Source organism: Paraburkholderia adhaesiva (assembly GCF_021390575.1).
In the GTDB taxonomy this organism is placed as follows: Bacteria; Pseudomonadota; Gammaproteobacteria; order Burkholderiales; family Burkholderiaceae; genus Paraburkholderia; species Paraburkholderia adhaesiva.
Genome location: NZ_JAJEJQ010000001.1, coordinates 1,040,437 through 1,064,246, shown reverse-complemented (window position 1 = coordinate 1,064,246; position 23,810 = coordinate 1,040,437). Strand labels below are relative to the sequence as shown.

General features: G+C 62.5%; 21 protein-coding genes and 1 tRNA gene. 1 reads left to right on the top strand and 21 read right to left on the bottom strand.

Annotated features, from left to right (window positions below):
- Positions 1-14: 14 nt before the first annotated feature.
- From nuoH to L0U80_RS04600, 15 genes are all read right to left on the bottom strand, one after another.
- On the bottom strand, positions 15-1,079 hold the full coding sequence (gene nuoH / locus L0U80_RS04670; RefSeq protein ID WP_233862819.1) for an NADH-quinone oxidoreductase subunit NuoH: 1,065 nt from the start codon (positions 1,077-1,079) through the stop codon (positions 15-17).
- A complete protein-coding gene (gene nuoG / locus L0U80_RS04665; protein ID WP_233862818.1) occupies positions 1,080-3,413 on the bottom strand; it encodes an NADH-quinone oxidoreductase subunit NuoG in 2,334 nt (777 codons plus the stop codon).
- Positions 3,414-3,521: 108 nt separating this feature from the next.
- Positions 3,522-4,850 carry an NADH-quinone oxidoreductase subunit NuoF gene (nuoF, locus tag L0U80_RS04660; protein ID WP_233862817.1) on the bottom strand — a complete coding sequence of 443 codons (1,329 nt, stop codon included), beginning with the start codon at positions 4,848-4,850 and terminating at the stop codon, positions 3,522-3,524.
- The gene (nuoE, locus tag L0U80_RS04655; RefSeq protein ID WP_233862816.1) at positions 4,847-5,332 is read right to left on the bottom strand and encodes an NADH-quinone oxidoreductase subunit NuoE; all 486 of its coding nucleotides are present in this window, start codon (positions 5,330-5,332) and stop codon (positions 4,847-4,849) included. The genes nuoF and nuoE overlap by 4 nt, the downstream gene beginning before the upstream one ends.
- Positions 5,333-5,474: 142 nt before the next feature.
- The gene (locus L0U80_RS04650; RefSeq protein ID WP_233862814.1) at positions 5,475-6,728 is read right to left on the bottom strand and encodes an NADH-quinone oxidoreductase subunit D; all 1,254 of its coding nucleotides are present in this window, start codon (positions 6,726-6,728) and stop codon (positions 5,475-5,477) included.
- Between the two features lie 9 nt (positions 6,729-6,737).
- Complete coding sequence (locus tag L0U80_RS04645) at positions 6,738-7,343, bottom strand: NADH-quinone oxidoreductase subunit C (protein WP_233862812.1); 606 nt, start codon at positions 7,341-7,343, stop codon at positions 6,738-6,740.
- A 22-nt stretch (positions 7,344-7,365) separates the two neighbouring features.
- Positions 7,366-7,845 (bottom strand): NuoB/complex I 20 kDa subunit family protein, encoded by a 480-nt coding sequence (locus tag L0U80_RS04640; protein ID WP_006052903.1) that lies wholly within the window; start codon positions 7,843-7,845, stop codon positions 7,366-7,368.
- Between the two features lie 73 nt (positions 7,846-7,918).
- The gene (locus tag L0U80_RS04635) at positions 7,919-8,278 is read right to left on the bottom strand and encodes an NADH-quinone oxidoreductase subunit A (protein WP_124150159.1); all 360 of its coding nucleotides are present in this window, start codon (positions 8,276-8,278) and stop codon (positions 7,919-7,921) included.
- Between the two features lie 159 nt (positions 8,279-8,437).
- A tRNA-Leu gene (locus L0U80_RS04630) sits at positions 8,438-8,522 on the bottom strand.
- Between the two features lie 117 nt (positions 8,523-8,639).
- Positions 8,640-9,053: a preprotein translocase subunit SecG gene (gene secG, locus L0U80_RS04625; RefSeq protein WP_233862810.1), complete on the bottom strand. Its 414-nt coding sequence runs from the start codon at positions 9,051-9,053 to the stop codon at positions 8,640-8,642.
- A gap of 91 nt (positions 9,054-9,144) precedes the next feature.
- Positions 9,145-9,927 (bottom strand): triose-phosphate isomerase, encoded by a 783-nt coding sequence (gene tpiA / locus L0U80_RS04620; RefSeq protein WP_233862808.1) that lies wholly within the window; start codon positions 9,925-9,927, stop codon positions 9,145-9,147.
- 165 nt (positions 9,928-10,092) lie between these two features.
- Entirely contained in the window at positions 10,093-11,109 is a 1,017-nt protein-coding gene (locus L0U80_RS04615) for an NAD(P)H-quinone oxidoreductase (protein ID WP_233862806.1), read from the bottom strand.
- Between the two features lie 124 nt (positions 11,110-11,233).
- Positions 11,234-13,396: a polyribonucleotide nucleotidyltransferase gene (gene pnp / locus L0U80_RS04610; protein WP_233862804.1), complete on the bottom strand. Its 2,163-nt coding sequence runs from the start codon at positions 13,394-13,396 to the stop codon at positions 11,234-11,236.
- Between the two features lie 333 nt (positions 13,397-13,729).
- Positions 13,730-13,999 (bottom strand): 30S ribosomal protein S15, encoded by a 270-nt coding sequence (gene rpsO / locus L0U80_RS04605; protein ID WP_027795476.1) that lies wholly within the window; start codon positions 13,997-13,999, stop codon positions 13,730-13,732.
- A 243-nt stretch (positions 14,000-14,242) separates the two neighbouring features.
- Complete coding sequence (locus L0U80_RS04600; RefSeq protein ID WP_233862803.1) at positions 14,243-15,547, bottom strand: branched-chain amino acid ABC transporter substrate-binding protein; 1,305 nt, start codon at positions 15,545-15,547, stop codon at positions 14,243-14,245.
- 150 nt (positions 15,548-15,697) lie between these two features.
- Here L0U80_RS04600 and L0U80_RS04595 point away from each other — a divergent pair, with 150 nt between their 5' ends.
- Positions 15,698-16,240 carry a hypothetical protein gene (locus L0U80_RS04595; protein ID WP_233862801.1) on the top strand — a complete coding sequence of 181 codons (543 nt, stop codon included), beginning with the start codon at positions 15,698-15,700 and terminating at the stop codon, positions 16,238-16,240.
- A gap of 113 nt (positions 16,241-16,353) precedes the next feature.
- Here L0U80_RS04595 and L0U80_RS04590 read toward each other — a convergent pair whose 3' ends face one another.
- The 6 genes from L0U80_RS04590 to L0U80_RS04565 all read right to left on the bottom strand — a co-directional run bounded on the left by L0U80_RS04590 (position 16,354) and on the right by L0U80_RS04565 (position 23,506).
- Positions 16,354-17,904, bottom strand: coding sequence for a 2-isopropylmalate synthase (locus L0U80_RS04590; protein ID WP_233862799.1), 1,551 nt, complete (start codon positions 17,902-17,904; stop codon positions 16,354-16,356).
- A 349-nt stretch (positions 17,905-18,253) separates the two neighbouring features.
- Positions 18,254-19,129, bottom strand: coding sequence for a CDP-diacylglycerol--serine O-phosphatidyltransferase (gene pssA, locus L0U80_RS04585; protein WP_233862797.1), 876 nt, complete (start codon positions 19,127-19,129; stop codon positions 18,254-18,256).
- A gap of 11 nt (positions 19,130-19,140) precedes the next feature.
- A complete protein-coding gene (locus tag L0U80_RS04580; protein ID WP_233862795.1) occupies positions 19,141-19,794 on the bottom strand; it encodes a phosphatidylserine decarboxylase in 654 nt (217 codons plus the stop codon).
- A gap of 148 nt (positions 19,795-19,942) precedes the next feature.
- Entirely contained in the window at positions 19,943-20,959 is a 1,017-nt protein-coding gene (gene ilvC, locus L0U80_RS04575) for a ketol-acid reductoisomerase (protein WP_233862794.1), read from the bottom strand.
- Between the two features lie 151 nt (positions 20,960-21,110).
- On the bottom strand, positions 21,111-21,602 hold the full coding sequence (gene ilvN, locus L0U80_RS04570; protein WP_233862792.1) for an acetolactate synthase small subunit: 492 nt from the start codon (positions 21,600-21,602) through the stop codon (positions 21,111-21,113).
- Positions 21,603-21,712: 110 nt separating this feature from the next.
- Positions 21,713-23,506, bottom strand: coding sequence for an acetolactate synthase 3 catalytic subunit (locus L0U80_RS04565; protein ID WP_233865670.1), 1,794 nt, complete (start codon positions 23,504-23,506; stop codon positions 21,713-21,715).
- Between the last annotated feature and the right edge of the window lie 304 nt (positions 23,507-23,810).

Here is a 23,810-nt window from a genome sequence, read left to right as displayed (position 1 = left end):
GTCTCGTCCGCCCTTTATTTCCAGATGCTCAGCGGCGACATGTACCAGAAGCCGACCACGATGAGCCACACCACGCACACCGGAATGAACACCTTCCAGCCGAGACGCATGATCTGGTCATAGCGATAGCGCGGGAACGTCGCGCGGGCCCAGATGAAGACCGACAGCAGGAAGAAGACCTTCAGCACGAGCCAGAACACGCCCGGGATGAAATCGAGGAAGGCGAACGGCGCGCTCCAGCCACCAAGGAACATGACCGAGGCGAGTGCCGAGATCACGATCATGTTGATGTACTCGGCGAGGAAGAACAGCGCAAAGCCCATCCCCGAGTAATCGATCATGTGACCGGCGACGATTTCCGACTCCCCTTCCACCACGTCGAACGGGTGGCGGTTCGTTTCGGCGATGCCCGAGATGAAGTAGACGACGAACATCGGCAGAAGCGGCAGCCAGTTCCACGAGAGGAACGTGATGCCCCAGCTAGCGAAGATGCCGCGCATCTGGCCGTGAACGATGTCCGAGAGATTCAGGCTGCCCGACACCATCAGCACGACCACGAGCGCGAAGCCCATCGCGATTTCGTAGGACACCATCTGCGCCGCGGCTCGCATGGAGCCGAGGAACGCGTACTTCGAATTCGAGGCCCAGCCCGCGAGAATCACGCCGTAGACACCGATCGACGAGATTGCCATCACATAGAGCAGACCTGCGTTGATGTCGCCGAGCACCGCGCCCGCCTGAAACGGAATCACCGCCCAGACCGCAAACGCCGGCACCACCACCATGATCGGCGCGATCATGTAGATCCAGCGGCTCGCCTGCGCAGGCTGAATGACTTCCTTGAGCAGCAGCTTCAGCACGTCGGCGATCGGCTGCAGAAGACCTGCGGGACCGACGCGGTTCGGACCGAGACGCACGTGCATCCAGCCGATGAGCTTGCGCTCCCAGAGGATCAGGTACGCGACGCACAGCAGGATCACCACCGCGACGACGAGAATGCGCACCAACGCCCACACCGTGGGCCACGCCACGCCGAGCAACTGGCTGCCGCCTGCATTGATCGTTTCGAACAAGCTCATTTACGCCTTCTCCACCAGCAGTTCACCGAACAGGCTGCCGAGTTGTGCGCCGGCCGGCGTTGCCGCCGACACACGCACCACCGTCGGCGCAAGATTCGCATCGCGCGTAGCGGGCGCGCTCACCGACAGATCGCCCTGGCGCACGCGCACGGCGTCGCCATCCTTCAGGCCAAGCTGATCGAAGAGCGCGGCCGGCAGACCGACCGAGTTCGCCACGCGGGCCGCCGCCGTAAGCTGCAGCGCATCGGCGCGGCGCACGAGCGAATCGGCGTGATAGATCGGCACGTCGGCGATGCGCTCGAAGCGCCCTTGTGCCGTCGCGGCCATCGTGCCCTTCGAAAGCGGCGCACCGGCCTTGTTCGACAGACGAGCGGCAAAGCTGCCGTCGCCCAGCGCCTTGCGACGCACTTCTTCCGAAGTTTCGTATTCGAAGCCGTTCGCGCCGAGCATCGTGCCCAGTACGCGCAGCACCTTCCACGCCGGACGCGTTTCGCCGAGCGGACGGACAACGCCGTTGAAGCTCTGGACCGTACCTTCGGCGTTCACGAAGGTACCCGACGTTTCGGTGTACGGCGCGATCGGCAGCAGCACGTCCGCGTAGTCGAGGCCCGCCTTGAACGGCGAGAACATCACAACCATTTCCGCCTGGTCGAGTGCCGCGCGCGCCACCGCCGGATTCGCGCTATCGAATTCCGGCTCGACGTTGAGCAGCAGATAACCCTTGCGCGGCTGCTCGAACGCTTCGCGTGCGTTGAGGCCGCCGTTGCCCGGCAGCGTATCCGCGAGGTATGCACCGACCGTGTTGCCCGCTTCGGTGAGGAAGCCGAGCGTTGCGCCAGTCGTATCGGCGATGAATTGCGCCGCGGCATGCAGGCGCGAGAAGTCCGGGTGCTGGACGGCCGTATTGCCGAGCAGCACGAAGCGGCGTTCGCCGCTCGCAAGCGATGCGGCAACCTGCTTCGCAGCGTCGCTAGCTTGCGCGTTTGCGAATGCTTCCGGCACAGCGACGCCCTTGGCTTGCGCGACCGCGACTGCGACGCCAGCGAGTTCGTCGAGCCATGCCGACGGTGCCGCGACGATGCGCTGCGCGTTCTGGATCAGCGCGTTGTCGTTGCTGGACTGAAGCAGCGTGACCTTCGCGCCGCCCTTCGCTGCCTGGCGCAGACGCGCTGCGAACAGCGCATGGTCGCGGCGCAGGAACGAGCCGATCACAAACGCGGCGTCGGCGTACGTCAGATCGGCGATCTTCGTGCCGAGCCACGGTGCGCCCGTGACCGGTGCCGAAAAATCGCTCTGGCGCAGACGGAAATCGACGTTCGGCGTGCCGATGGCGTTCGCGAACTGCTTGAGCAGGTAGAGTTCTTCGATCGTGCTGTGCGGGCTGGCAAGCGCGGCGATCATGTTTTCGCCATGCTCGTCGCTGATGCCCTTGATGCCCTTCACGACGTACGCGAGCGCCGACTGCCAGTCGGTTTCAATCCACTGACCGCCCTGCTTGATCATCGGGTGGGTCAGGCGCTCTTCGCTATTGACTCCTTCGTACGAGAAGCGGTCCTTGTCCGAGATCCAGCATTCGTTGATCGCTTCGTTCTCGTACGGCAGCACGCGCATCACGCGGTTGTTCTTCACCTGCACGACGAGGTTCGCACCCGTCGAGTCGTGCGGGCTCACCGACTTGCGGCGCGAGAGTTCCCACGTACGTGCGCTGTAGCGGAACGGCTTGCTCGTGAGTGCGCCAACCGGGCACAGGTCGATCATGTTGCCCGACAGTTCCGAGTCGACGGTCTTGCCGACGAACGACGTGATTTCCGAGTGCTCGCCACGGCCGAGCATGCCCAGTTCCATCACGCCCGCGATTTCGTCGCCGAAGCGCACGCAGCGCGTGCAGTGAATGCAGCGCGACATCTCTTCCATCGAGATGAGCGGACCGACGTTCTTGTGAAACACCACGCGCTTTTCTTCGCTGTAGCGCGAAGCCGATTTGCCGTAGCCGACCGCGAGGTCCTGCAACTGGCATTCGCCGCCCTGGTCGCAGATCGGGCAGTCGAGCGGGTGATTGATCAGCAGGAACTCCATCACGGCTTGCTGGCCCTGCACGGCCTTATCGGACGTCGTGCGCACGATCATGCCCGGGGACACCGGCGTCGCGCATGCGGGCACGGCCTTCGGCATCTTCTCGACATCGACAAGACACATCCGGCAGTTGGCCGCGATCGACAGCTTCTTGTGATAGCAGAAGTGCGGAATGTACGTGTCCGCCTGCTGCGCAGCCTGGATCACCATGCTGCCCGCGGGCACTTCCACCTTCTTGCCGTCTATTTCAAGTTCAACCATGATGGTTAATCGTCCCTAACCTGTTACCGCTCAATCGTTCACCGCGGTCTACCGGGATGCGTCGCGCTTCGCGGCACGCACCCAGGTCTCCCCTTCCGCGCTCCGCCCTCAGACGGTCACCGTCTCCGATGCCGCGTGCGAGCCGGCATGTCCGCCGACGAGGCAACGCTTGTTGTGCACGTGATATTCGAATTCGTCCCAGTAGTGCTTGAGCATGCCGCGCACCGGCATCGCAGCCGCATCGCCGAGCGCACAGATCGTGCGGCCCATGATGTTGCCCGCCACCGAATTCAGCAGGTCCAGGTCTTCCTGGCGGCCCTGGCCGTTTTCGATGCGGTTCACGACGCGATACATCCAGCCCGTGCCTTCGCGGCACGGCGTGCACTGACCGCACGACTCTTCGTAATAGAAGTACGAAAGACGCAGCAGCGAACGCACCATGCAACGCGTCTCGTCCATGACGATGACCGCGCCCGAGCCGAGCATCGAGCCCTGCTTCGCGATCGAGTCGTAGTCCATGTCGGTCTGCATCATCAGGTCGCCCGGAATCACCGGCGCCGACGATCCACCAGGAATCACCGCCTTGAGCTTCTTGCCGCCGCGCACGCCGCCGGCCAGCTCCATGAGCGTCGCGAACGGGGTGCCGAGCGGAATTTCATAGTTGCCCGGACGCTCAACGTCGCCAGCAATCGAGAAAATCTTCGTGCCGCCGTTGTTCGGCTTGCCGAGTTCCATGTACGCCTGCGGACCGACTTCCAGCAGGAACGGAACCGCGGCAAACGTCTCGGTGTTGTTGATCGTGGTGGGCTTGCCGTACACGCCGAAGCTCGCCGGGAACGGCGGCTTGAAGCGCGGCTGACCCTTCTTGCCTTCGAGCGACTCGAGCAGTGCCGTTTCTTCGCCGCAAATGTACGCGCCATAACCGTGGTGCGCGTGCAACTGGAACGAGAAGTCGGTGCCGAGAATGTTGTCGCCGAGATAGCCCGCCTGGCGCGCTTCTTCAAGCGCAGCCTCGAAGCGGCGATAAACCTCGAAGATCTCGCCGTGGATGTAGTTGTATCCGACGGTGATGCCCATGGCGTAAGCGCCGATGGCCATGCCTTCGATCACCGAGTGCGGATTCCAGCGCAGAATGTCGCGGTCCTTGAAAGTGCCCGGCTCGCCCTCATCTGAGTTACAGACGAGATACTTCTGTCCCGGGAACTGGCGCGGCATGAAGCTCCACTTCAGGCCGGTGGGGAAGCCCGCACCGCCGCGGCCACGCAGACCCGACGCCTTGACGTCGGCGATCACCTGCTCGGGCGGAATCTTTTCTTCGAGAATGCGGCGCAGCTGCTTGTAACCGCCGCGTGCCACGTAGTCTTCGAGGTGCCAGTTGTCGCCGTTAAGGCCGGCGAGAATCAGCGGTTTGATGTGCCGGTTGTGCAGAGAGGTCATTTCGAAAGTTCCTCGAGCAGCTGGTCGATCTTCTCGCGGCTCATGAAGCTGCACATGCGGTGGTTGTTCACGAGCAGCACCGGCGCATCGCCACACGCGCCCATGCACTCGCCCTCTTTCAGGGTGAACTTGCCATCGGGTGTGGTTTCGCCGAAGTCGATTCCGAGCTTCTGCTTCAGGTAAGCGGCCGTGCTGTCGGAGCCGCCATCCGGACCGAGCTGGCACGGCAGGTTCGTGCAGAGCGTGATCTTGTGCTTGCCGACCGGCTTCGTCTCGAACATCGTGTAGAAGGTAGCGACTTCCTGGACCGCGACAGGCGGCATGCCAATGTAGTCGGCCACGAACTGCATGAGTTCGGGCGACAGCCAGCCATGCTCTTCTTGAGCGACGGCCAGTGCCGCCATCACGGCGGACTGTCTCTGATCGGCGGGGTACTTCGTCAACGCGCGATCGATTTCTTTCAGGCCTTCAGCTGAGATCATTTTCAGACACGACTCTTTCAATTCCTACCGAACGAAAACCTGTCGCACATGCTGCATTACCGCTTGCTGCGACAGACGTGGCGTTCCCGGCATGTTGCGCGGCACGCGCCCGAGCCCCCGGGGCGCGCCGGATGTTGCCCGCTTAGCGATCGATCTCGCCGAACACAATGTCCTGCGTACCAATGATCGTCACTGCGTCTGCAATCATGTGACCGCGCGCCATCTCATCGAGCGCGGCCAGGTGCGCATAGCCCGGTGCGCGAATCTTCAGGCGATACGGCTTGTTCGCACCATCCGACACGAGATAGATGCCGAACTCGCCCTTCGGATGCTCGACCGCGGCGTATGCCTCGCCCGCGGGCACGTGGAAGCCTTCGCTGAAGAGCTTGAAGTGGTGAATCAGCTCTTCCATGTTCGACTTCATGTTCACGCGCGACGGCGGAGCGATCTTGTGATTGTCGATCATCACCGGGCCGGGATTCTTGCGCAGCCACTCAATACACTGCTTCGCAATGCGCGTGGACTGACGCATTTCCTCGACACGCACGAGATAGCGGTCGTAGCAGTCGCCATTCACGCCGACCGGGATGTCGAAGTCCATCTGATCGTAGACTTCGTACGGCTGCTTCTTGCGCAGATCCCATTCGATACCCGAACCGCGCAGCATCGCGCCGGTAAGACCGAGCTGCATCGCACGCTCGGGGCTCACCACGCCGATGCCCACAAGCCGCTGCTTCCAGATGCGGTTGTCGGTGAGCAGCGTTTCGTACTCATCGACACAGCCCGGGAAGCGCGTGAAGAAATCGTCGATGAAATCGAGCAGCGAACCCTGACGCGCTTCGTTCATCTTCGCGAGCGCGCGCTCGTTGTGGAGCTTCGACGCCTTGTATTGCGGCATCGCGTCGGGCAGATCGCGATAGACGCCGCCCGGGCGATAGTAGGCCGCGTGCATGCGCGCGCCCGACACCGCCTCATAGACATCCATCAGATCTTCGCGCTCACGGAACGCGTAGAGGAAGACCGCCATCGCGCCGACGTCGAGTGCGTGCGAGCCGATCCACATCAGGTGGTTCAGCACGCGCGTGATTTCGTCGAACAGCACGCGGATGTACTTCGCGCGCACCGGCACTTCGATGCCGAGCAGCTTTTCGATCGCGAGCACGTAACCGTGCTCGTTGACCATCATCGACACGTAGTCGAGGCGGTCCATGTACGGCACCGACTGGATGAAGGTCTTGCTTTCGGCGAGCTTTTCAGTCGCGCGGTGCAGAAGGCCGATGTGCGGATCGGCGCGCTGGATCACTTCACCATCGAGCTCGAGCACGAGGCGCAGCACACCGTGCGCTGCCGGGTGCTGCGGGCCGAAGTTGAGCGTGTAGTTTTTGATCTCGGACATGCGACCCTCTTAGTGTTTCTTCAGACCACCGTACCGATCCTCGCGGATCACACGCGGCGTGATTTCGCGCGGCTCGATCGTCACCGGCTGATAGACGACGCGCTTCTGCTCCGGGTCGTAACGCATTTCGACGTAACCCGAAACCGGGAAGTCCTTGCGGAACGGATGGCCGATGAAGCCGTAGTCGGTGAGGATGCGGCGCAGGTCCGGATGACCTTCGAAGACGATGCCGTAGAGGTCGAACGCTTCGCGCTCGTACCAGTTCGTCGAATTCCAGATCTCGACGAGCGACGGCACGATGGGCACTGCGTCGTCGGGCGCGAATACGCGCAGACGCAGACGCCAGTTATTCGCGATCGAGAGCAGGTGCGACACGGCAGCGAAGCGCGGGCCTTCCCACGCACCATCACCGTAGGCCTGATAGTCCAGGCCACACAGGTCGATCAACTGTTCGAAGCGCAGCGTGGGGTTGTCGCGCAGTTCCTTCGCGACGCCCAGATAATCGCCCGCCTTGACGACCAGCGTCAGCTCGCCGAGTGCCTCGGTAAGACTGACGACGCGCGCGCCAAGGGCTGCTTCGAGGTTCGCTTTCAGGGTCTCGAGTTTGCTTGCCATATTGTGGGGAGGCACGCGGCCTTTATTGACGGGCGATGGTGTTGGTGCGACGGATCTTCGCCTGCAGCTGGATCACCCCGTAGACCAGGGCTTCCGCAGTGGGAGGGCAACCCGGCACGTAGACATCGACCGGCACGATGCGATCGCAACCGCGCACAACCGAATACGAATAGTGGTAATAGCCGCCGCCGTTGGCGCACGACCCCATCGAGATCACCCAGCGCGGCTCGGCCATCTGGTCGTAGACCTTGCGCAGCGCTGGTGCCATCTTGTTGCACAGCGTGCCGGCGACGATCATCACGTCGGACTGGCGCGGGCTCGGACGGAACACGACACCGAAGCGGTCGAGGTCATAGCGGGCCGCGCCCGCGTGCATCATCTCAACCGCGCAACATGCAAGCCCGAACGTCATCGGCCACAGCGAGCCGGTGCGCGTCCAGTTGATCAGCTTGTCAGCCGTAGTGGTGACAAACCCTTCCTTCAAGACCCCTTCGATACTCATTTGTTTTCCACTCCAGACGAACGGCCCGCAGTGTTCCCCGCAGCACCATTCATGCTATCCGGCGATTAACCCGTCATTCCCAGTCAAGACCACCTTTCTTCCAGATGTAGGCAAAGCCCAGCAGGAATTCGAGCAGAAATACCATCATCGCCAGAAAGCCGGGCCAGCCGATGTCACGCAGGGCTACACCCCACGGAAACAGGAACGCGGTTTCAAGGTCGAAGATGATGAAGAGAATGGCGACCAGGTAGTAGCGCACGTCGAACTTCATGCGCGCGTCTTCGAACGCTTCGAAGCCGCACTCGTACGGCGAATTTTTTTCGCTGTCTGGTCGGTTGGGACCGAGGATCTTGCCGATGGTAACCAGCGCTATGCCCAGACCGAGACCTACGACAATGAACAACAGGACGGGGTAATAGGCAGCGAGGTTCAAGGCTATCCTCTATCGGTTTGGTTCGGGGATCCGCAGGGACGTATCACTCTGCGGGTATCACTACACGTACTACGCGCTGCGAACAACAAACTAACACGATCTAAAAGCAAAAATGCCAGCCGAAGCTGAAGCAAGCGGCTGGCATTTTTTAGATAACATTGGTGCCGACGGCGAGACTCGAACTCGCACAGCTTTCGCCACTACCCCCTCAAGATAGCGTGTCTACCAATTTCACCACGTCGGCACTACATGCAATCCGGGAGAACAATTTCTCGTTGAAACCCGCGAATCGCTTCAAGACTTAAATTCTAACCTGTTCTCGTGAATTGTTCAACGCACAAAACCAAGTTTTTTGAATTTTTTATTTCGGAACGTCATTGCCAGGATGCGTCGCCGCTGCGGCCGGAGATGCTGCTACCGGGGATGCTGCTACGGGCGATGCAGCCACCGGTGAAGCCGCTACAGGAGCCACAACCGGGGATGCCGCAACCGGAGCAGGAGCCGTAGCACCAAGCACGCCAGCCGAAGGCTTCGCATGATAAGACCCCAGGTACGTTAATGCAAGGGTCGATACGAAAAACAGCGTCGCCAGCACTGCGGTCGTGCGCGACAGGAAGTTCGCGGAACCGCTCGCACCGAACAGACTGCCCGAAGCACCGCTACCGAAAGCGGCACCCATGTCAGCGCCTTTGCCGTGCTGCAGCAGCACGAGGCCGATCACCCCAAGCGCCGACAGAAGCTGCACGACGATAACCAATGTTTTCAAAACCAGCATCACACTCACCTGACTCGTTGTTGAGCGCACGCCCTCTACGGCCCGCGCATACGTCGCCTGCGCGCCCCTCTCGAGGGCACGCGCGAAGCTCTCAGCCCGCGATATCCGCAGCCGCCGCGGCGGCCACGCAAATCGCGAGAAAATCCCCTTCCTTCAACGCCGCACCGCCAATCAGGCCGCCGTCGATATCACCCTGACGAAACAGTTCGGCCGCATTTTCCGGCTTCACACTGCCACCGTAGAGCAACGGCACATCCGCGACCTGCGCTCCCTTGGCGGCAAGGCGCGCGCGCAAGAAAGCATGGACCTGCTGAGCCTGCTCCGACGTCGCGCTCTTTCCAGTACCAATGGCCCAGACCGGCTCGTAGGCCACAACGATGCGCGCAGCCTCATCAGCCGACAACACAGCGAGCACCGCATCGAGCTGAGCACTGACCACACGCTCGGTCGCGCCGGATTCGCGCTCGTCGAGCGTCTCACCCACACAGACGATGGGCGTAAGGCCCGCAGCCAGCGCGCGCTGAGTCTTTGCCGCCACGAGTTCCGGGCTTTCGCCGTGGTACGCGCGCCGCTCCGAGTGACCGACGATCGCGTACATCGCCTCGAAGTCGGCAACCATACCCGCCGCGACTTCGCCGGTGTACGCACCCTGCTCGTGCGCCGATACGTCTTGCGCACCCCAGGCCACACGACTTCCACCGAGTAGCGCCTGCGCCTGCGCGAGATACGGATACGGCACGCACACGCCCACTCGCACGTCTTGCGGCAGCGTCTGCGCGCCGCGCGCGACGCCCTGCAGCAGCGCTGCATTCGGCGCGAGGCGCCCGTGCATTTTCCAGTTACCGACTACAAGCTTGGATCGTTGATTCGACATCGCCTTCAGTTAACTTCCGTTAATTCTGCTGCTGTTAAAAGCGGACGCAAAACGTATCATTTTACTGTGCGAAATCCAGGCCGGTCAAACCAGCGACTCTGGATTTCCACGTGCGAACTGACAAAAGCGGCGCAAAAATCAAGCCGCACGAGGGGCAAAGGGCGCTCAGGCCGTCTGACCCCAATCGAGCACGATCTTGCCGATGTGCTCGCTGCTCTCCATGAGTGCATGCGCGTCGGCAGCGTTCGCGGCAGGAAACACGCGGAACACCACAGGCTTGATGCGGCCCTCTTCGATAAGCGGCCACACGCGCTCCTTTAGCTCCCGAGCAATGCGCGCCTTGAATTCCACGGGTCGCGCGCGCAGCGTCGAACCCGTAATCGTCAGGCGTCGGCGCAGAATCTCGTGCATGGCGACCTCCGCCTTCGACCCACCAAGCGTCGCGATCAGCACGATACGGCCACCGTCCGCGAGTGCAGAAAGTTCGCGCGGCACATAGCCGCCGCCGACCATGTCGAGAATCACATCGACGCCCCGATCGTGCGTCAGCGCCTTCACGACCTCGACGAAATCTTCGGTGCGATAGTTAATCGCACGTTCGGCGCCCAGTTCTTCACAGGCGCGGCACTTGTCGTCGGAGCCTGCCGTCACGAACACGCGAAAGCCGAGCGCCTGCGCCATCTGGATCGCCGTCACACCGATGCCGCTCGAACCGCCTTGCACGAGCAGCGTTTCGTTCGCACCGCCCTCGCCCGCGCCGAGCTGGCCGCGCTGGAACACGTTGGACCAGACCGTAAAAAACGTTTCGGGCAGCGAAGCAGCCTCGACGTCGGAGAGCCCCTTCGGCACCGGAAGACACTGGCCGAGCGGTGCAACCGCGAATTCGGCATAGCCGCCGCCCGCGATCAGCGCGCACACGCGGTCGCCGATCTTCAGGCCGAACGGATTGTTCTTCGCGTCGATCGTGCCGCCCACGATCTCGCCCGCCACTTCCAGCCCCGGCAGGTCGGAGATGCCCGGCGGCGGCGCATACGATCCCTTGCGCTGGAACACGTCCGGACGGTTCACGCCCGACGCCGCTACCTTGATGAGCACTTCGCCCGCCTTCGGTTCGGGCGTCGGCCGCTCAGTCAGCTTCAGCACATCCGGCGCACCGAATTCGGTAATCTCGACTGCCTTCATCTCGCTCCCCCCTGATCTTGATGGCGTTGCGCACGCGTTGCATACACAGGGCCATCAAGGCTTCCCATCATGAAAAACGGCCGGCGCGCGCTGCGCTGCCGGCCGTTACAGGCTACCTCATTACTTACTGCTGCGGTTCACCTTGCGGCGCACCGTCGTTGCCGTTGGCATTGGCGGCTGCTTCGTTCAGCAGTGCCTTCGCCGACAGGCGTACGCGGCCCTTCTCATCCGTCTGGATGACCTTGACCTTCACGATCTGGCCTTCCTTCAGATAGTCGTTGATGTCCTTGATGCGCTCGTTGGCGATCTCGGAGATGTGCAGCAGACCATCCTTGCCCGGCAGCAGGTTCACGATCGCGCCGAAATCCAGCAGCTTGAGAACCGGACCTTCATACACCTGGCCCACTTCGATTTCAGCCGTGATGTTCTCGATGCGCTTCTTCGCTTCGGCCATGCCTTCGCTCGACGTGCTCGCGATGGTCACGACGCCGTCGTCGGAGATGTCGATCGTCGTGCCGGTTTCTTCGGTCAGCGCGCGGATCACCGAACCACCCTTGCCGATCACGTCGCGGATCTTCTCCGGATTGATCTTGATGGTGATCATGCGCGGAGCGTAAGCCGACAGCTCCGTGTTCACGCCCGAAACCGCCGAGGTCATCTTGCCGAGGATGTGCATGCGGCCTTCCTTCGCCTGCGCGAGCGCGACCTGCATGATTTCCTTCGTGATGCCCTGGATCTTGATGTCCATCTGGAGCGCGGTCACGCCGGCTTCCGTACCGGCCACCTTGAAGTCCATGTCGCCGAGGTGATCTTCGTCGCCGAGGATGTCGGTCAGCACGGCGAACTTGTTACCTTCGAGGATCAGGCCCATCGCGATACCCGCGACGTGCGCCTTCATCGGCACGCCGGCGTCCATCAGCGCGAGGCAGCCGCCGCACACCGATGCCATCGACGACGAACCGTTCGACTCGGTGATTTCCGACACGACGCGGATCGAGTAGCCGAACTCTTCGGCGCTCGGCAGGCACGCGACGAGCGCGCGCTTCGCGAGACGGCCGTGGCCGATTTCACGACGCTTCGGCGAACCGACGCGGCCCGTTTCGCCGGTCGCGAACGGGGGCATGTTGTAGTGGAGCATGAAGCGGTCGCGGTACTCGCCTTCGAGTGCGTCGATGATCTGCTCATCGCCCTTCGTGCCGAGCGTCGCAACGACCAGCGCCTGCGTCTCGCCGCGCGTGAACAGCGCCGAGCCGTGGGTGCGCGGCAGCACGCCGGTGCGGATCTCGATCGGACGCACGGTGCGCGTGTCGCGACCGTCGATGCGCGGCTCGCCGTTCAGGATCTGCGAGCGGACGATCTTCGCTTCGAGATCGAAAATGATGTTGCCGACCGTGGCCTTGTCGGCCGCGACCGTGCCAGCGGCAGCGGCTTCTTCTTCGAGCTTCGCCGACGTTGCTGCGTAGACTTCCTTCAGCTTCGTCGAACGTTGCTGCTTGTCGCGCAGTTGATACGCAGCGAGCAGGTCCGTGTTGGCGATTTCGGTGATGCGTGCGATCAGCGCTTCGTTCTTCGGCGCCGGCTGCCAGTCCCATTCGGGCTTGCCGCCGTCACGCACGAGTTCGTGGATCGCGTCGATGGCGATTTGCATCTGGTCGTGGCCGAACACCACTGCGCCGAGCATCACGTCTTCCGGCAGTTGCTGGGCTTCCGATTCCACCATCAGCACGGCGCGCTCCGTACCGGCGACGACGAGGTCAAGGCTCGATTCCTTGATCTGCGCGCGCGTCGGGTTCAGCACGTACTCGTTGTTGATGTAGGCCACGCGAGCCGCGCCGACCGGGCCGTTGAACGGCAGGCCCGAAACGGCCAACGCCGCCGACGCGCCAATCAGCGCGGGGATGTCAGCCGGGATTTCCGGGTTGATCGACAGGACGTGAATGACGACCTGCACTTCGTTGTAGAAACCTTCCGGGAAGAGCGGACGCAGCGGGCGGTCGATCAGGCGCGAGATCAGCGTCTCGCCTTCCGACGGACGGCCTTCGCGACGGAAGAAGCCGCCCGGGATCTTGCCGGCGGAATAGGTCTTTTCGAGGTAGTCGACGGTCAGCGGGAAGAAGTCCTGGCCCGGCTTGGCAGTCTTCGCACCGACGACGGTGGCGAGCACGACGGTGTCTTCGACGTCGACGATGACGGCGCCGCTTGCCTGACGGGCGATCTCACCCGTTTCGAGGCGCACATTGTGCTGGCCCCATTTGAATTCTTTGACGACTTTATTGAACATGGTCATGGTCAAGTCACTCCTTACTCATTGTTATGCGTTGCGCGCCATTGGCGCGCGACACGGCAATACTTGGACCGTCGCCACGCAGGAAGAGGAGTGTTATGCCATTCCAGCGAATCGCGCTCGATGTGCGCTGATGGTGCGCTGACGCGCGATCCGCTGGAATGACACAAAGCTCTGCCCCGTGGCTGGCCTGGCTGATACTGCGCTTGCTTACACGTACGACAGTTGCTGCATTGTGCCGCTTATGCGGTACGCCTCGTGCGAAGCGCACCGTTCAAAAACAAAATGCCTGCATCAGCGGAACTGACACAGGCATCTTGCTGGAAGACCTTCCGGTTACTTGCGCAGACCCAGCTTCTCGATCAGCGCGCGGTAACGATCAGCGTCCTTGCCCTTCAGGTAGTCGAGGAGCTTACGACGGCGGCTCACCATGCGCAGCAGACCGCGGCGGCTGTGGTGATCCTTCGCGTGCGACTTGAAGTGGCCGGTCAGTTCGTTGATACGCGACGTCAGGAGTGCAACCTGAACTTCGGGCGAACCCGTGTCGCCGGTGCCGCGCGCGAATTGCGCGACGATGTCGGACTTCTTGATATCTGCTACGGACATTTGCTTTTCCTATAAAGCTAACGGGCGGTCACGGAAGAAAGGCCGTGCCGTGGGTTACAACGAAGCGCGTATTGTAGCACAGAGCCGATTCGCGGCGAACCGGGGGCTGGTGGCGAGGATCCGGGTCGCGGGAAGGCCGGTAGAACCTCGGGCACGGGCCGGGGCACCCCCCGGGTGTACATCCTCGCACGACGGGGCCGTCCGTCGTGGGTAAGCGCCCCGCCCCGTCGATGCCCGCTGCCGTCACGGCCGCTTCATGCGGCAGACCGTAGCTGGCACGGTGCTTTGTGGCGACAGTTCCAGCACCGTTCGAAAGCCGTAGCCCGACCCTTCGTTGTCGTGACGCACGCCGGGTGTGCCCGCCTTGTCCATCTGCATCACGTAAAGGGGCTGGATCACCTGATGATCGTCGACGCGCATCCACATCGGATGGAAGCCGTTGTCGAAGCGCATGCCCTCCAATGCCTTCGCCACTGCAGTCGGATCGGCCGAACCGGCGGCGGTCATCGCCTGCGCCAGCATTTCGACGAGCATTTCCATGCGCAGCACCGGATAGTCGTCCTGCGGCGCAGGATAGCGTGCGCGAAAGGCCGCGTACCACGCATCAGAGGCCGCGCCACCTGCGTTCGGATGCCATTCCGCAACGGCAATCACACGTTTGACGCCCGCATCGCCGAGTGCCGCCGGCGCACCAAGGCTATTGCCATAGAACGTATAGAACTTCGTATCGAGCCCCTGCTCGCGTGCAGACTTCACGAGCAGCGAGAGATCGCTGCCCCAGTTGCCGGTAATCACGGCATCGGCACCGGAAGCGCGAATCTTCGCGATATAGGGCGCGAAGTCCTTCACCCGGCCGACCGGATGAAACTCGTCGCCGACCACGGCGATATCCGGGCGGCGGCTCGCCAGCGTCGCCCGCGCAAGCGTGCTCACGTCATGGCCGAAGCTGTAATCCTGATTCAGCAGGTACACCTTCTTGACCGACTGATCGGCACCGATCACATCCGCGAGTGCGTCCATACGCATACCCGCGTGGGCATCGAAGCGGAAGTGCCAGAAACTGCAGTTCGCGCCGGTGAGTGCGGGGTCGTCGGCGGAATAGTTGAGGAACACCTCGCGGTTATCGGGCTCGCGCGCGTTCTGGCGTTCGATCGCCGTCACGAGAGCCGCCGCCACCGCCGAACCATTACCCTGCAGGATGAAACCGATATGGCGGTCTGCGGCGGCGCGCAGTTGCATCAGTGCCGCCTCGGTGCTGCCTTTACTGTCGAGCACGACGAGTTCGAGCGGATGGCGCCCATCGCGCAGCGTCACGCCGCCGCGCGCGTTGACGCGTTCAACACCGAGACGCAAGTTGCGCTCCACCGCCGCGCCCGCGTCCGCGAACGGACCCGACATGCCCTCGATCAGCGCGAGCTGGATCGGCGCACCTGCCGGCTTGCTAGCCTGCGCCTGCGCAACCTGAACCCACGCGCCAGAAGCGATCGCTGCCCCGAGCGCAAGCGACTGCAGCACGGCTGCCACCGCGCGGGTAATTCGTGCCTTCATGCCTTGTTCCTTTTGTTCCCACTGACGCCTGAAGCGCGGATCATAGGGCGGCAGACGCCGCAACCGCAAGCCCGCCAGCGACCTCGTCCCATGTGGCACTCCGCATGTCAAAATACCGGTCGGACAATAATGGCGTCATCGGGAGACTCCATGCTCAACCGCCTTACTACTGCCATTGCATTCCGCCTGCCGCGCGGTGCGCGCCGCGTGCTGATAACGGGCCTCGGTGCCCTCGCGCTCGCCGGCTGCGCGCAGCCGTGGACTCAATTCCACGCGGGCGACGATGGAGAGGCCGTCATCGCGCGCTTCGGCCAGCCGCGCGAGGTCTACGATCTGCCCGACGGCGGCAAGCGCCTGATGTGGCCAACTCAGCCGATGGGCGAAACCACCGTCGCCGCCGACATCGACGCGCACGGCAAAGTCGTCAACGTGCGCCAGGTGCTGGACACGAACGAGTTCTATCGCGCCGAGATCGGCAAGTGGACGCGCGCCGACGTGCTCGTGAACTTCGGCCGTCCGATGGAAACCTCGTATTTCCCGCTGATGCAGCGCGAGGTATGGACCTATCGCTATATGGACGTCGGCGTCTGGTACATGCTTTACAGCTTCTACTTCGACAACGACGGCATCCTGCGTCTCACGCAGAAGACGCCTGATCCGCTGCACGATCCGGATCGTCGGCACATGTTCTGATCCTTGCCGCGCGAATCTGCGCAACGCGCTGAACAACGCGCGTCATCCGTGCCAAAAGACAAAAACCCCCGCACGTTGCACACGCGGGGGTTTTGCCTTCTACGGTCCGTCGATTACGAACGCTGCGGATTGAGCTTGTCGCTATCGGCCGAGTACAGCTTGTTCAGCGCCGAGATATACGCCTTCGCCGACGCGGCGACAATGTCCGGATCGGTGCCCACGCCGTTCACGATGCGCCCCGCCTTGGACAGACGCACCGTCACTTCGCCCTGCGCCTGCGTGCCGGTGGTAATTGCGTTCACCGAATAAAGCAGCAGTTCCGAGCCGCTGCCCACTTCGGTTTCGATGGCGTTGAGCGTCGCATCGACCGGGCCGTTACCCGCGGCTTCGCCGGTCACTTCCTTGCCGTCGGCCGAGAACACGATGCGTGCGTGCGGACGCTCACCCGTCTCCGAGTGCTGCGCGAGCGAGATGAACTTGTAGTGTTCCTTCTCCTGCGCTTGTGCCGATTCCTCGGTGACGATCGCAATGATGTCCTCGTCGAAAATCTCGGCCTTGCGGTCAGCGAGTTCTTTGAAGCGCGCGAACGCCTGGTTCAGTTCGGCTTCGCTGTCGAGTGCGATGCCCAGTTCCTGCAGGCGCTGCTTGAACGCGTTGCGGCCCGAGAGCTTGCCGAGCACGATCTTGTTCGCGCTCCAGCCCACGTCTTCCGCGCGCATGATTTCATAGGTGTCGCGCGCCTTGAGGACGCCGTCCTGATGAATGCCCGACGCGTGTGCAAAGGCGTTAGCGCCCACCACGGCCTTGTTCGGCTGCACGACGAAACCGGTGATCTGCGAAACGAGCTTCGAGGCCGGCACGATCTGCGTGGTATCGATGCCGAGGTCGAGCCCGAAGTAGTCTTTGCGGGTCTTCACGGCCATCACGATTTCTTCGAGCGACGTGTTGCCCGCGCGCTCGCCGAGACCGTTGATCGTGCATTCGACCTGACGCGCGCCGCCGATCTGCACACCCGCCAGCGAGTTCGCGACCGCCATGCCGAGGTCGTTATGGCAGTGCACCGAGAAGACAGCCTTGTCGGAGTTCGGAATGCGCTCGCGCAGCGTCTTCACGAGGTTGCCGTACAACTCGGGAACGCCGTAGCCGACCGTATCGGCGATGTTGATCGTGGTCGCGCCTTCGTTGATGACGGCTTCGAGCACGCGGCACAGGAAGTCGAGATCCGAGCGGCTGCCGTCTTCCGGCGAGAATTCCACGTCGTTCGTGAACTTGCGCGCGAAGCGCACCGCCAGCTTCGCCTGCTCGAGCACCTGCTCGGGCGACATGCGCAGCTTCTTCTCCATATGCAGCGGAGAGGTCGCGATGAACGTGTGAATGCGGAAGTGATCGGCGGGCTTCAGGGCATCGGCGGCACGCTGGATGTCCTTGTCGTTCGCGCGGGCGAGCGAGCAGATCGTGCTGTCCTTGATCATGCCGGCGATCGTGTGGATCGCGTCGAAGTCGCCATTCGAGCTGGCCGCGAAGCCCGCCTCGATCACGTCGACCTTCATGCGCTCCAGCTGCTTCGCGATGCGGATCTTCTCTTCCTTCGTCATCGACGCACCGGGCGACTGCTCGCCGTCACGCAACGTCGTATCGAAGATGATGAGCTTGTCTGCTGCCATTTCGGGTCTCCAGGGGGCTTGTTCAGTGTCTAAAAACGGAGTTCGGGTGTTCGCGCCACCGTTGGCGACGCTGACAATGAACGAAGCAGACGGAGGGCGAGCGAGATCAGCGCGGCAGGCGCGCTAGTGCTAGCGCGCGTAGCGGCGCACCGGCTAGAAGAGAAAGGAGGGAGAACATGGTCGTTTCCATGTGGCCGACTATAGCCGGATTCTGCCGATAGCGCAATCGGCGTGACCGTGAAGCGGCCAGTGCCCTCACCGCCCCGGCGCGCAGGGCAAAAAAGAAAGGGGCCGCATGCAAGCGGCCCCCAGGGAGCATGGCGCGTAGCGACGCGCCGAAAACTTGCCGCTACCGCTCGCGCGGCAACGAACGCGCGGGATTGCCACGGCCGCGCATCGCCTGGTAAGCCCAGAAGATGTAGCCCGAGAGGCCGTAGAGGACGAACAGGCCGAACAGCATGAGCGGCGGATCCGACGAAACAAGCACGAACGCCACCACCACGAGCAGCGTCGCCGCGAACGGCACGCGATGGCGCACGTCGAGCGCCTTGCCGCTGTAGAACGGCGCGTTCGACACCATCGTCACGCCTGCGTAGATCGTCAGCACGAACGCGATCCACGGCAACCACGCGAGCTTGACGGGCACGCGGTTATCGGTGGCTAGCCAGACGAAGCCCGCGATCAGCGCCGCCGCCGCGGGGCTCGGCAGGCCCTGGAAGAAGCGCTTGTCGACCACGCCGATGTTCGTATTAAAACGCGCAAGCCGCAGCGCCGCACCCGAGCAGTAGACGAACGCGGCGAGCCAGCCCCAGCGCCCCAGATCCTTGAGGATCCACTCGTACATCACGAGCGCGGGCGCAACACCGAACGACACCATGTCCGAGAGGCTGTCGAACTGCTCGCCGAACGCGCTCTGGGAATGCGTCATCCGCGCGACGCGCCCGTCCATGCCGTCGAGCACCATCGCGACGAAGATCGCGATCGCCGCGACCTCGAAGCGCACATTCATGGCCTGCACGACGGCGAAAAAGCCACAGAACAGCGCGGCGGTCGTGAACGCGTTGGGCAGCAGATAGATGCCGCGCTTTCTGAGGAACTGCTGGCGCGCAGCACGGCGGTTCGCGACCGCGCCCACGGGCTCCGCCACCGACTTGTTACGTCGAAACGGCCGCGGCAGCGGACCGCCGGGCGCATTGCGGGGACGACGCGGTTTGAATCCGGCCATCGCTTCCCTCCTTAGGCCGATTGCGATTGCAGTTCGGCGAGGATCGTCGACGAGGCTGACACCTTCTCGCCGATCGACACGCGCGGACGGCTGCCCAACGGCAGGTACACGTCGACGCGCGAACCAAAGCGGATGAAGCCGTAGCGCTGGCCGCGCGAGAGCGGCTCGCCCGAGCGCACGTAGCAGAGAATCCGACGCGCGATCAGCCCGGCGATCTGCACCGAAGTCACGGTCGTGCCGTCGGCCATGGTGATGACGACGGCGTTGCGCTCGTTCTCGGTGGACGCCTTGTCGATCGCGGCGTTCAGATATGCGCCGGGAAAATACTCGACCTTGGCGACGGCGCCATCGACAGGCGAGCGCTGCGAGTGGACGTTGAACACGTTCATGAACACGCTGATCTTGAGCGCTTCACGGTTTGCATACGGATCGTGTGCGGTCTCGACGGCGACGATGCGCCCGTCGGCGGGGCACAGCACGGCATTGGGCTCTTGCGGAATCGGCCGCGCCGGATCGCGGAAGAACTGGACGACGAAGATGAGGATCAGCCAGAACGGCCAGGCGATGACCAACCCTGCGATTGCATGGATCAGGAGCGCCACGACGACCGCAATGGCGATAAACGGCCAGCCTTCGCGGGCAATGATCGGATGAGGGTAATTCATGGTGGCGTCGGTGTTATTTTTGAAAACCGTAGGATAGCAAAAGCCGCCCAGGCTTCATCCCACCTGGGCGGCTTTTATTGGAACATGCCGACGCGCTGCGACCCTGGTCAAAACCGGCCGCGTGCGCGATCAGAGCATCGACACCAGATTAGTTCTTCGACTGGTCGACGAGCTTGTTCTTCGCGATCCACGGCATCATCGCGCGCAGCTTCGCACCAACCTGCTCGATCTGGTGCTCGGAGTTCAGGCGGCGGCGCGACTGCAGCGTCGGTGCGCCAGCCTTGTTCTCGAGGATGAAGCTCTTCGCGTATTCGCCGGTCTGGATGTCCTTCAGGACGTCCTTCATGACCTTCTTCGTTTCGGCGGTGATGACACGCGGGCCCGTCACGTACTCGCCGTACTCGGCGTTATTCGAGATCGAGTAGTTCATGTTCGCGATGCCGCCTTCGTAGATCAGGTCGACGATCAGCTTCAGCTCGTGCAGGCACTCGAAGTACGCCATTTCCGGCGCGTAACCCGCTTCGACCAGCGTCTCAAAGCCGGCCTTGATCAGGTCGACCGTACCGCCGCACAGCACGGCTTGTTCGCCGAACAGGTCGGTTTCGGTCTCTTCGCGGAAGTTCGTTTCGATGATGCCGGCACGGCCGCCGCCGTTCGCTGCTGCGTACGACAGCGCGATGTCACGCGCCGCGCCCGACTTGTCCTGGTGGACGGCGATCAGGTGGGGCACGCCGCCGCCTTGCGAGTAGGTGCCGCGAACCGTGTGGCCCGGCGCCTTCGGCGCGATCATGATGACGTCCAGATCGGCGCGCGGAATCACCTGGCCGTAGTGGACGTTGAAGCCGTGCGCGAATGCGAGCGCAGCGCCGTTCTTGATGTTCGCGTGGACTTCCTTCGCGTACACGTCGGCGATCTGCTCGTCCGGCAGGAGCATCATCACGACGTCGGCGTTCTTGACCGCATCGGCGACTTCCTTGACCGTGAGGCCGGCGTTCTCAGCCTTGCTCCACGATGCGCCGTTCTTGCGCAGACCGACCGTGACGTTCACGCCGCTGTCCTTCAGGTTCAGCGCATGAGCATGGCCTTGCGAGCCGTAACCGATGATGGTGACCTGCTTGCCTTTGATAAGGGAGAGGTCGGCGTCCTTGTCGTAAAAAACTTTCATGTCTGTTCCCTGGCGAGATACTAAAAATTGAGAGATTCGGTACTACTGTTTCTTTGCTGCACGAGGCGCTGCATTTGCGCCGCGCCCCGGCAGGCTTCCGGTATTCAATCGCCGATCTGAATTGACGAATGGTAGCGAATACTACCGGACGTCACACCTTCAGAATGCGTTCGCCGCGCCCGATGCCCGAACCGCCGGTACGGACGGTTTCGAGAATCGCGCTGCCGTCGATCGCCTCGATGAACGCGTCGAGCTTGTCGCTCGCACCCGTCAGTTCGATCGTGTAAGTCTTTTCGGTGACGTCGATGATGCGGCCGCGGAAGATATCCGCCAGTCGCTTCATCTCCTCACGCTCCTTGCCGACCGCCCTAACCTTGATCAACATCAGCTCACGCTCGATGTGGGCGCCCTCTGTCAGGTCAACCACTTTCACCACCTCGATCAGGCGGTTCAGATGTTTCGTGATCTGTTCGATCACGTCGTCGGAGCCAACGGAAACGATGGTCATGCGCGACAGCGAACGGTCTTCGGTCGGCGCCACCGTCAAGGTTTCGATGTTATAGCCGCGTGCGGAGAAGAGGCCGACCACGCGCGAAAGCGCGCCCGGCTCGTTTTCCAGCAAAACGGAAATGATATGTCTCATGGTGTGTTCCGCGATTTATCCAGTTTGAGCCGCCGCCCTTCCCCGCGAATCCGCGCGCCTTTTGTGGAGACGCGCGCCGCGCGAGGTCGAAGCGGTGCGTGCAATGACCGTTACAGGTCTTCCGAACCGAGCAGCATCTCGGTGATGCCCTTGCCGGCCTGAACCATCGGCCAGACATTTTCGGAAGGGTCGGTCTGGAAATCGAGGAACACCGTGCGGTCCTTCAGTCGCAGCGCTTCCTTGAGCGCGGGCTCGACTTCCGCGGTCTTTTCGACGCGGATGCCCACGTGGCCGTACGCTTCGGCGAGCTTCACGAAATCGGGCAGCGCATCCATGTACGAATGCGAATAGCGCTTGCTGTATTCGATCTGCTGCCACTGGCGAACCATGCCGAGGTAGCGGTTGTTGAGCGAGATGATCTTCACGGGCGTGTCGTACTGCTTGCAGGTCGACAGCTCCTGAATGCACATCTGGATCGAGCCTTCACCCGTGATACACACGACGTCGTCGTCCGGGTGCGCCATCTTCACGCCCATCGCGGCCGGCAGGCCGAAGCCCATCGTGCCGAGGCCGCCCGAGTTGATCCAGCGGCGCGGCTGGTTGAAGCGGTAGAACTGCGCGGCCCACATCTGGTGCTGGCCGACGTCCGAGCAGACGAACGCGTTGCCGCCCGTCAGCTCCCAGAGCTTTTCGACGACGTATTGCGGCTTGATGATCTCCGAACCGCGGTCGAACTTCAGGCAGTTCTTCTCGCGCCAGCCTTCGATGTCCTTCCACCAGTCGGCGAGCGCCTCGGTGTCGGGGCCGTGCTCGGCGTGCTGAAGTTGCTCGATCATTTCCTTGAGCACTTCCTTCACGTCGCCGACGATGGGGATGTCGACCTTCACGCGCTTCGAAATCGACGACGGGTCGATGTCGATGTGAATGATCTTGCGCGGACGCGACGCGAAGTGCGACGGGTCGCCGATCACGCGGTCGTCGAAGCGCGCGCCGATCGCGATCAGCACGTCGCAATGCTGCATCGCCATGTTTGCTTCGTACGTGCCGTGCATGCCGAGCATGCCGAGGAACTTGCGGTCGCTTGCGCGATAGCCGCCGAGGCCCATCAGCGTGTTCGTCACCGGGTAGCCGAGCAGGTCGGCGAACTGGTTCAGTTCGCGCGACGCATCCGCGAGGATGATGCCGCCGCCCGTGTAGATGTACGGACGCTTGGCCGACAGGAGCAGTTGCACCGCCTTGCGGATCTGCCCCGAGTGGCCCTTCGTGACCGGGTTGTACGAGCGCAGCGAGACGCTCTTGATCGGTTCATACGCGCACGGCGTCTTCGACACGTCCTTCGGAATGTCGATCAGCACGGGGCCGGGACGGCCGGTGCGCGCAATGTAGAAAGCTTTTTTGACGGTTGCCGCGAGGTCGCGCACGTCCTTCACGAGGAAGTTGTGCTTGACGCAGGGACGCGTGATGCCGACCGTGTCGCATTCCTGGAATGCGTCCTGGCCGATCGCGCCCGTGGGCACCTGACCGCTGATGATGACCAGCGGGATCGAGTCCGTGTAGGCCGTCGCGATACCGGTCACCGCATTGGTGACGCCGGGACCCGAGGTCACGAGACACACACCAACTTTGCCGGTCGAGCGGGAATAGGCGTCGGCCGCGTGAACGGCTGCCTGCTCGTGGCGCACGAGGATGTGGTCGATCTTGTCCTGCTTGTACAGCTCGTCGTAGATGTAGAGTACCGAGCCGCCGGGATAACCCCAGATGAATTCGACTTGCTCGTCGGCGAGCGCCTTCATCAGCACGGTCGCGCCAATGGACTGGCTGCTCGAGCCTTGAGGGTCAGATTCGGGTGTTGCGTTTGGTGTAGGGGAAACCGACGTGGAGAATTCCGCGCTAGGCATATTCATCATTCACCTTTCGAATTTTCGGCAAAAAATTGATCGGGTGCTCTCTGCCGGGCTTGTGGCTCGGGTTCAAGCGGCGCGTCCAGTTGACAGATGAGCCTCATGGGCCACACCTGAATTGAGACAGGTCACTTATGTTGCGAACCGTCGAAGATAGCGGGTCGCGTCCTGCCGGTCAAGCAAATCTTGCCGCGTCAGGCCGGAAATTACGTCGCGCCATGTCGCACCCGGCGCCACGACAGGTTTGCGAAGGTTTGTACCCTTTTTGCAACGAAGCGAACGGGCTGACATCGATCGGGATGGTCCG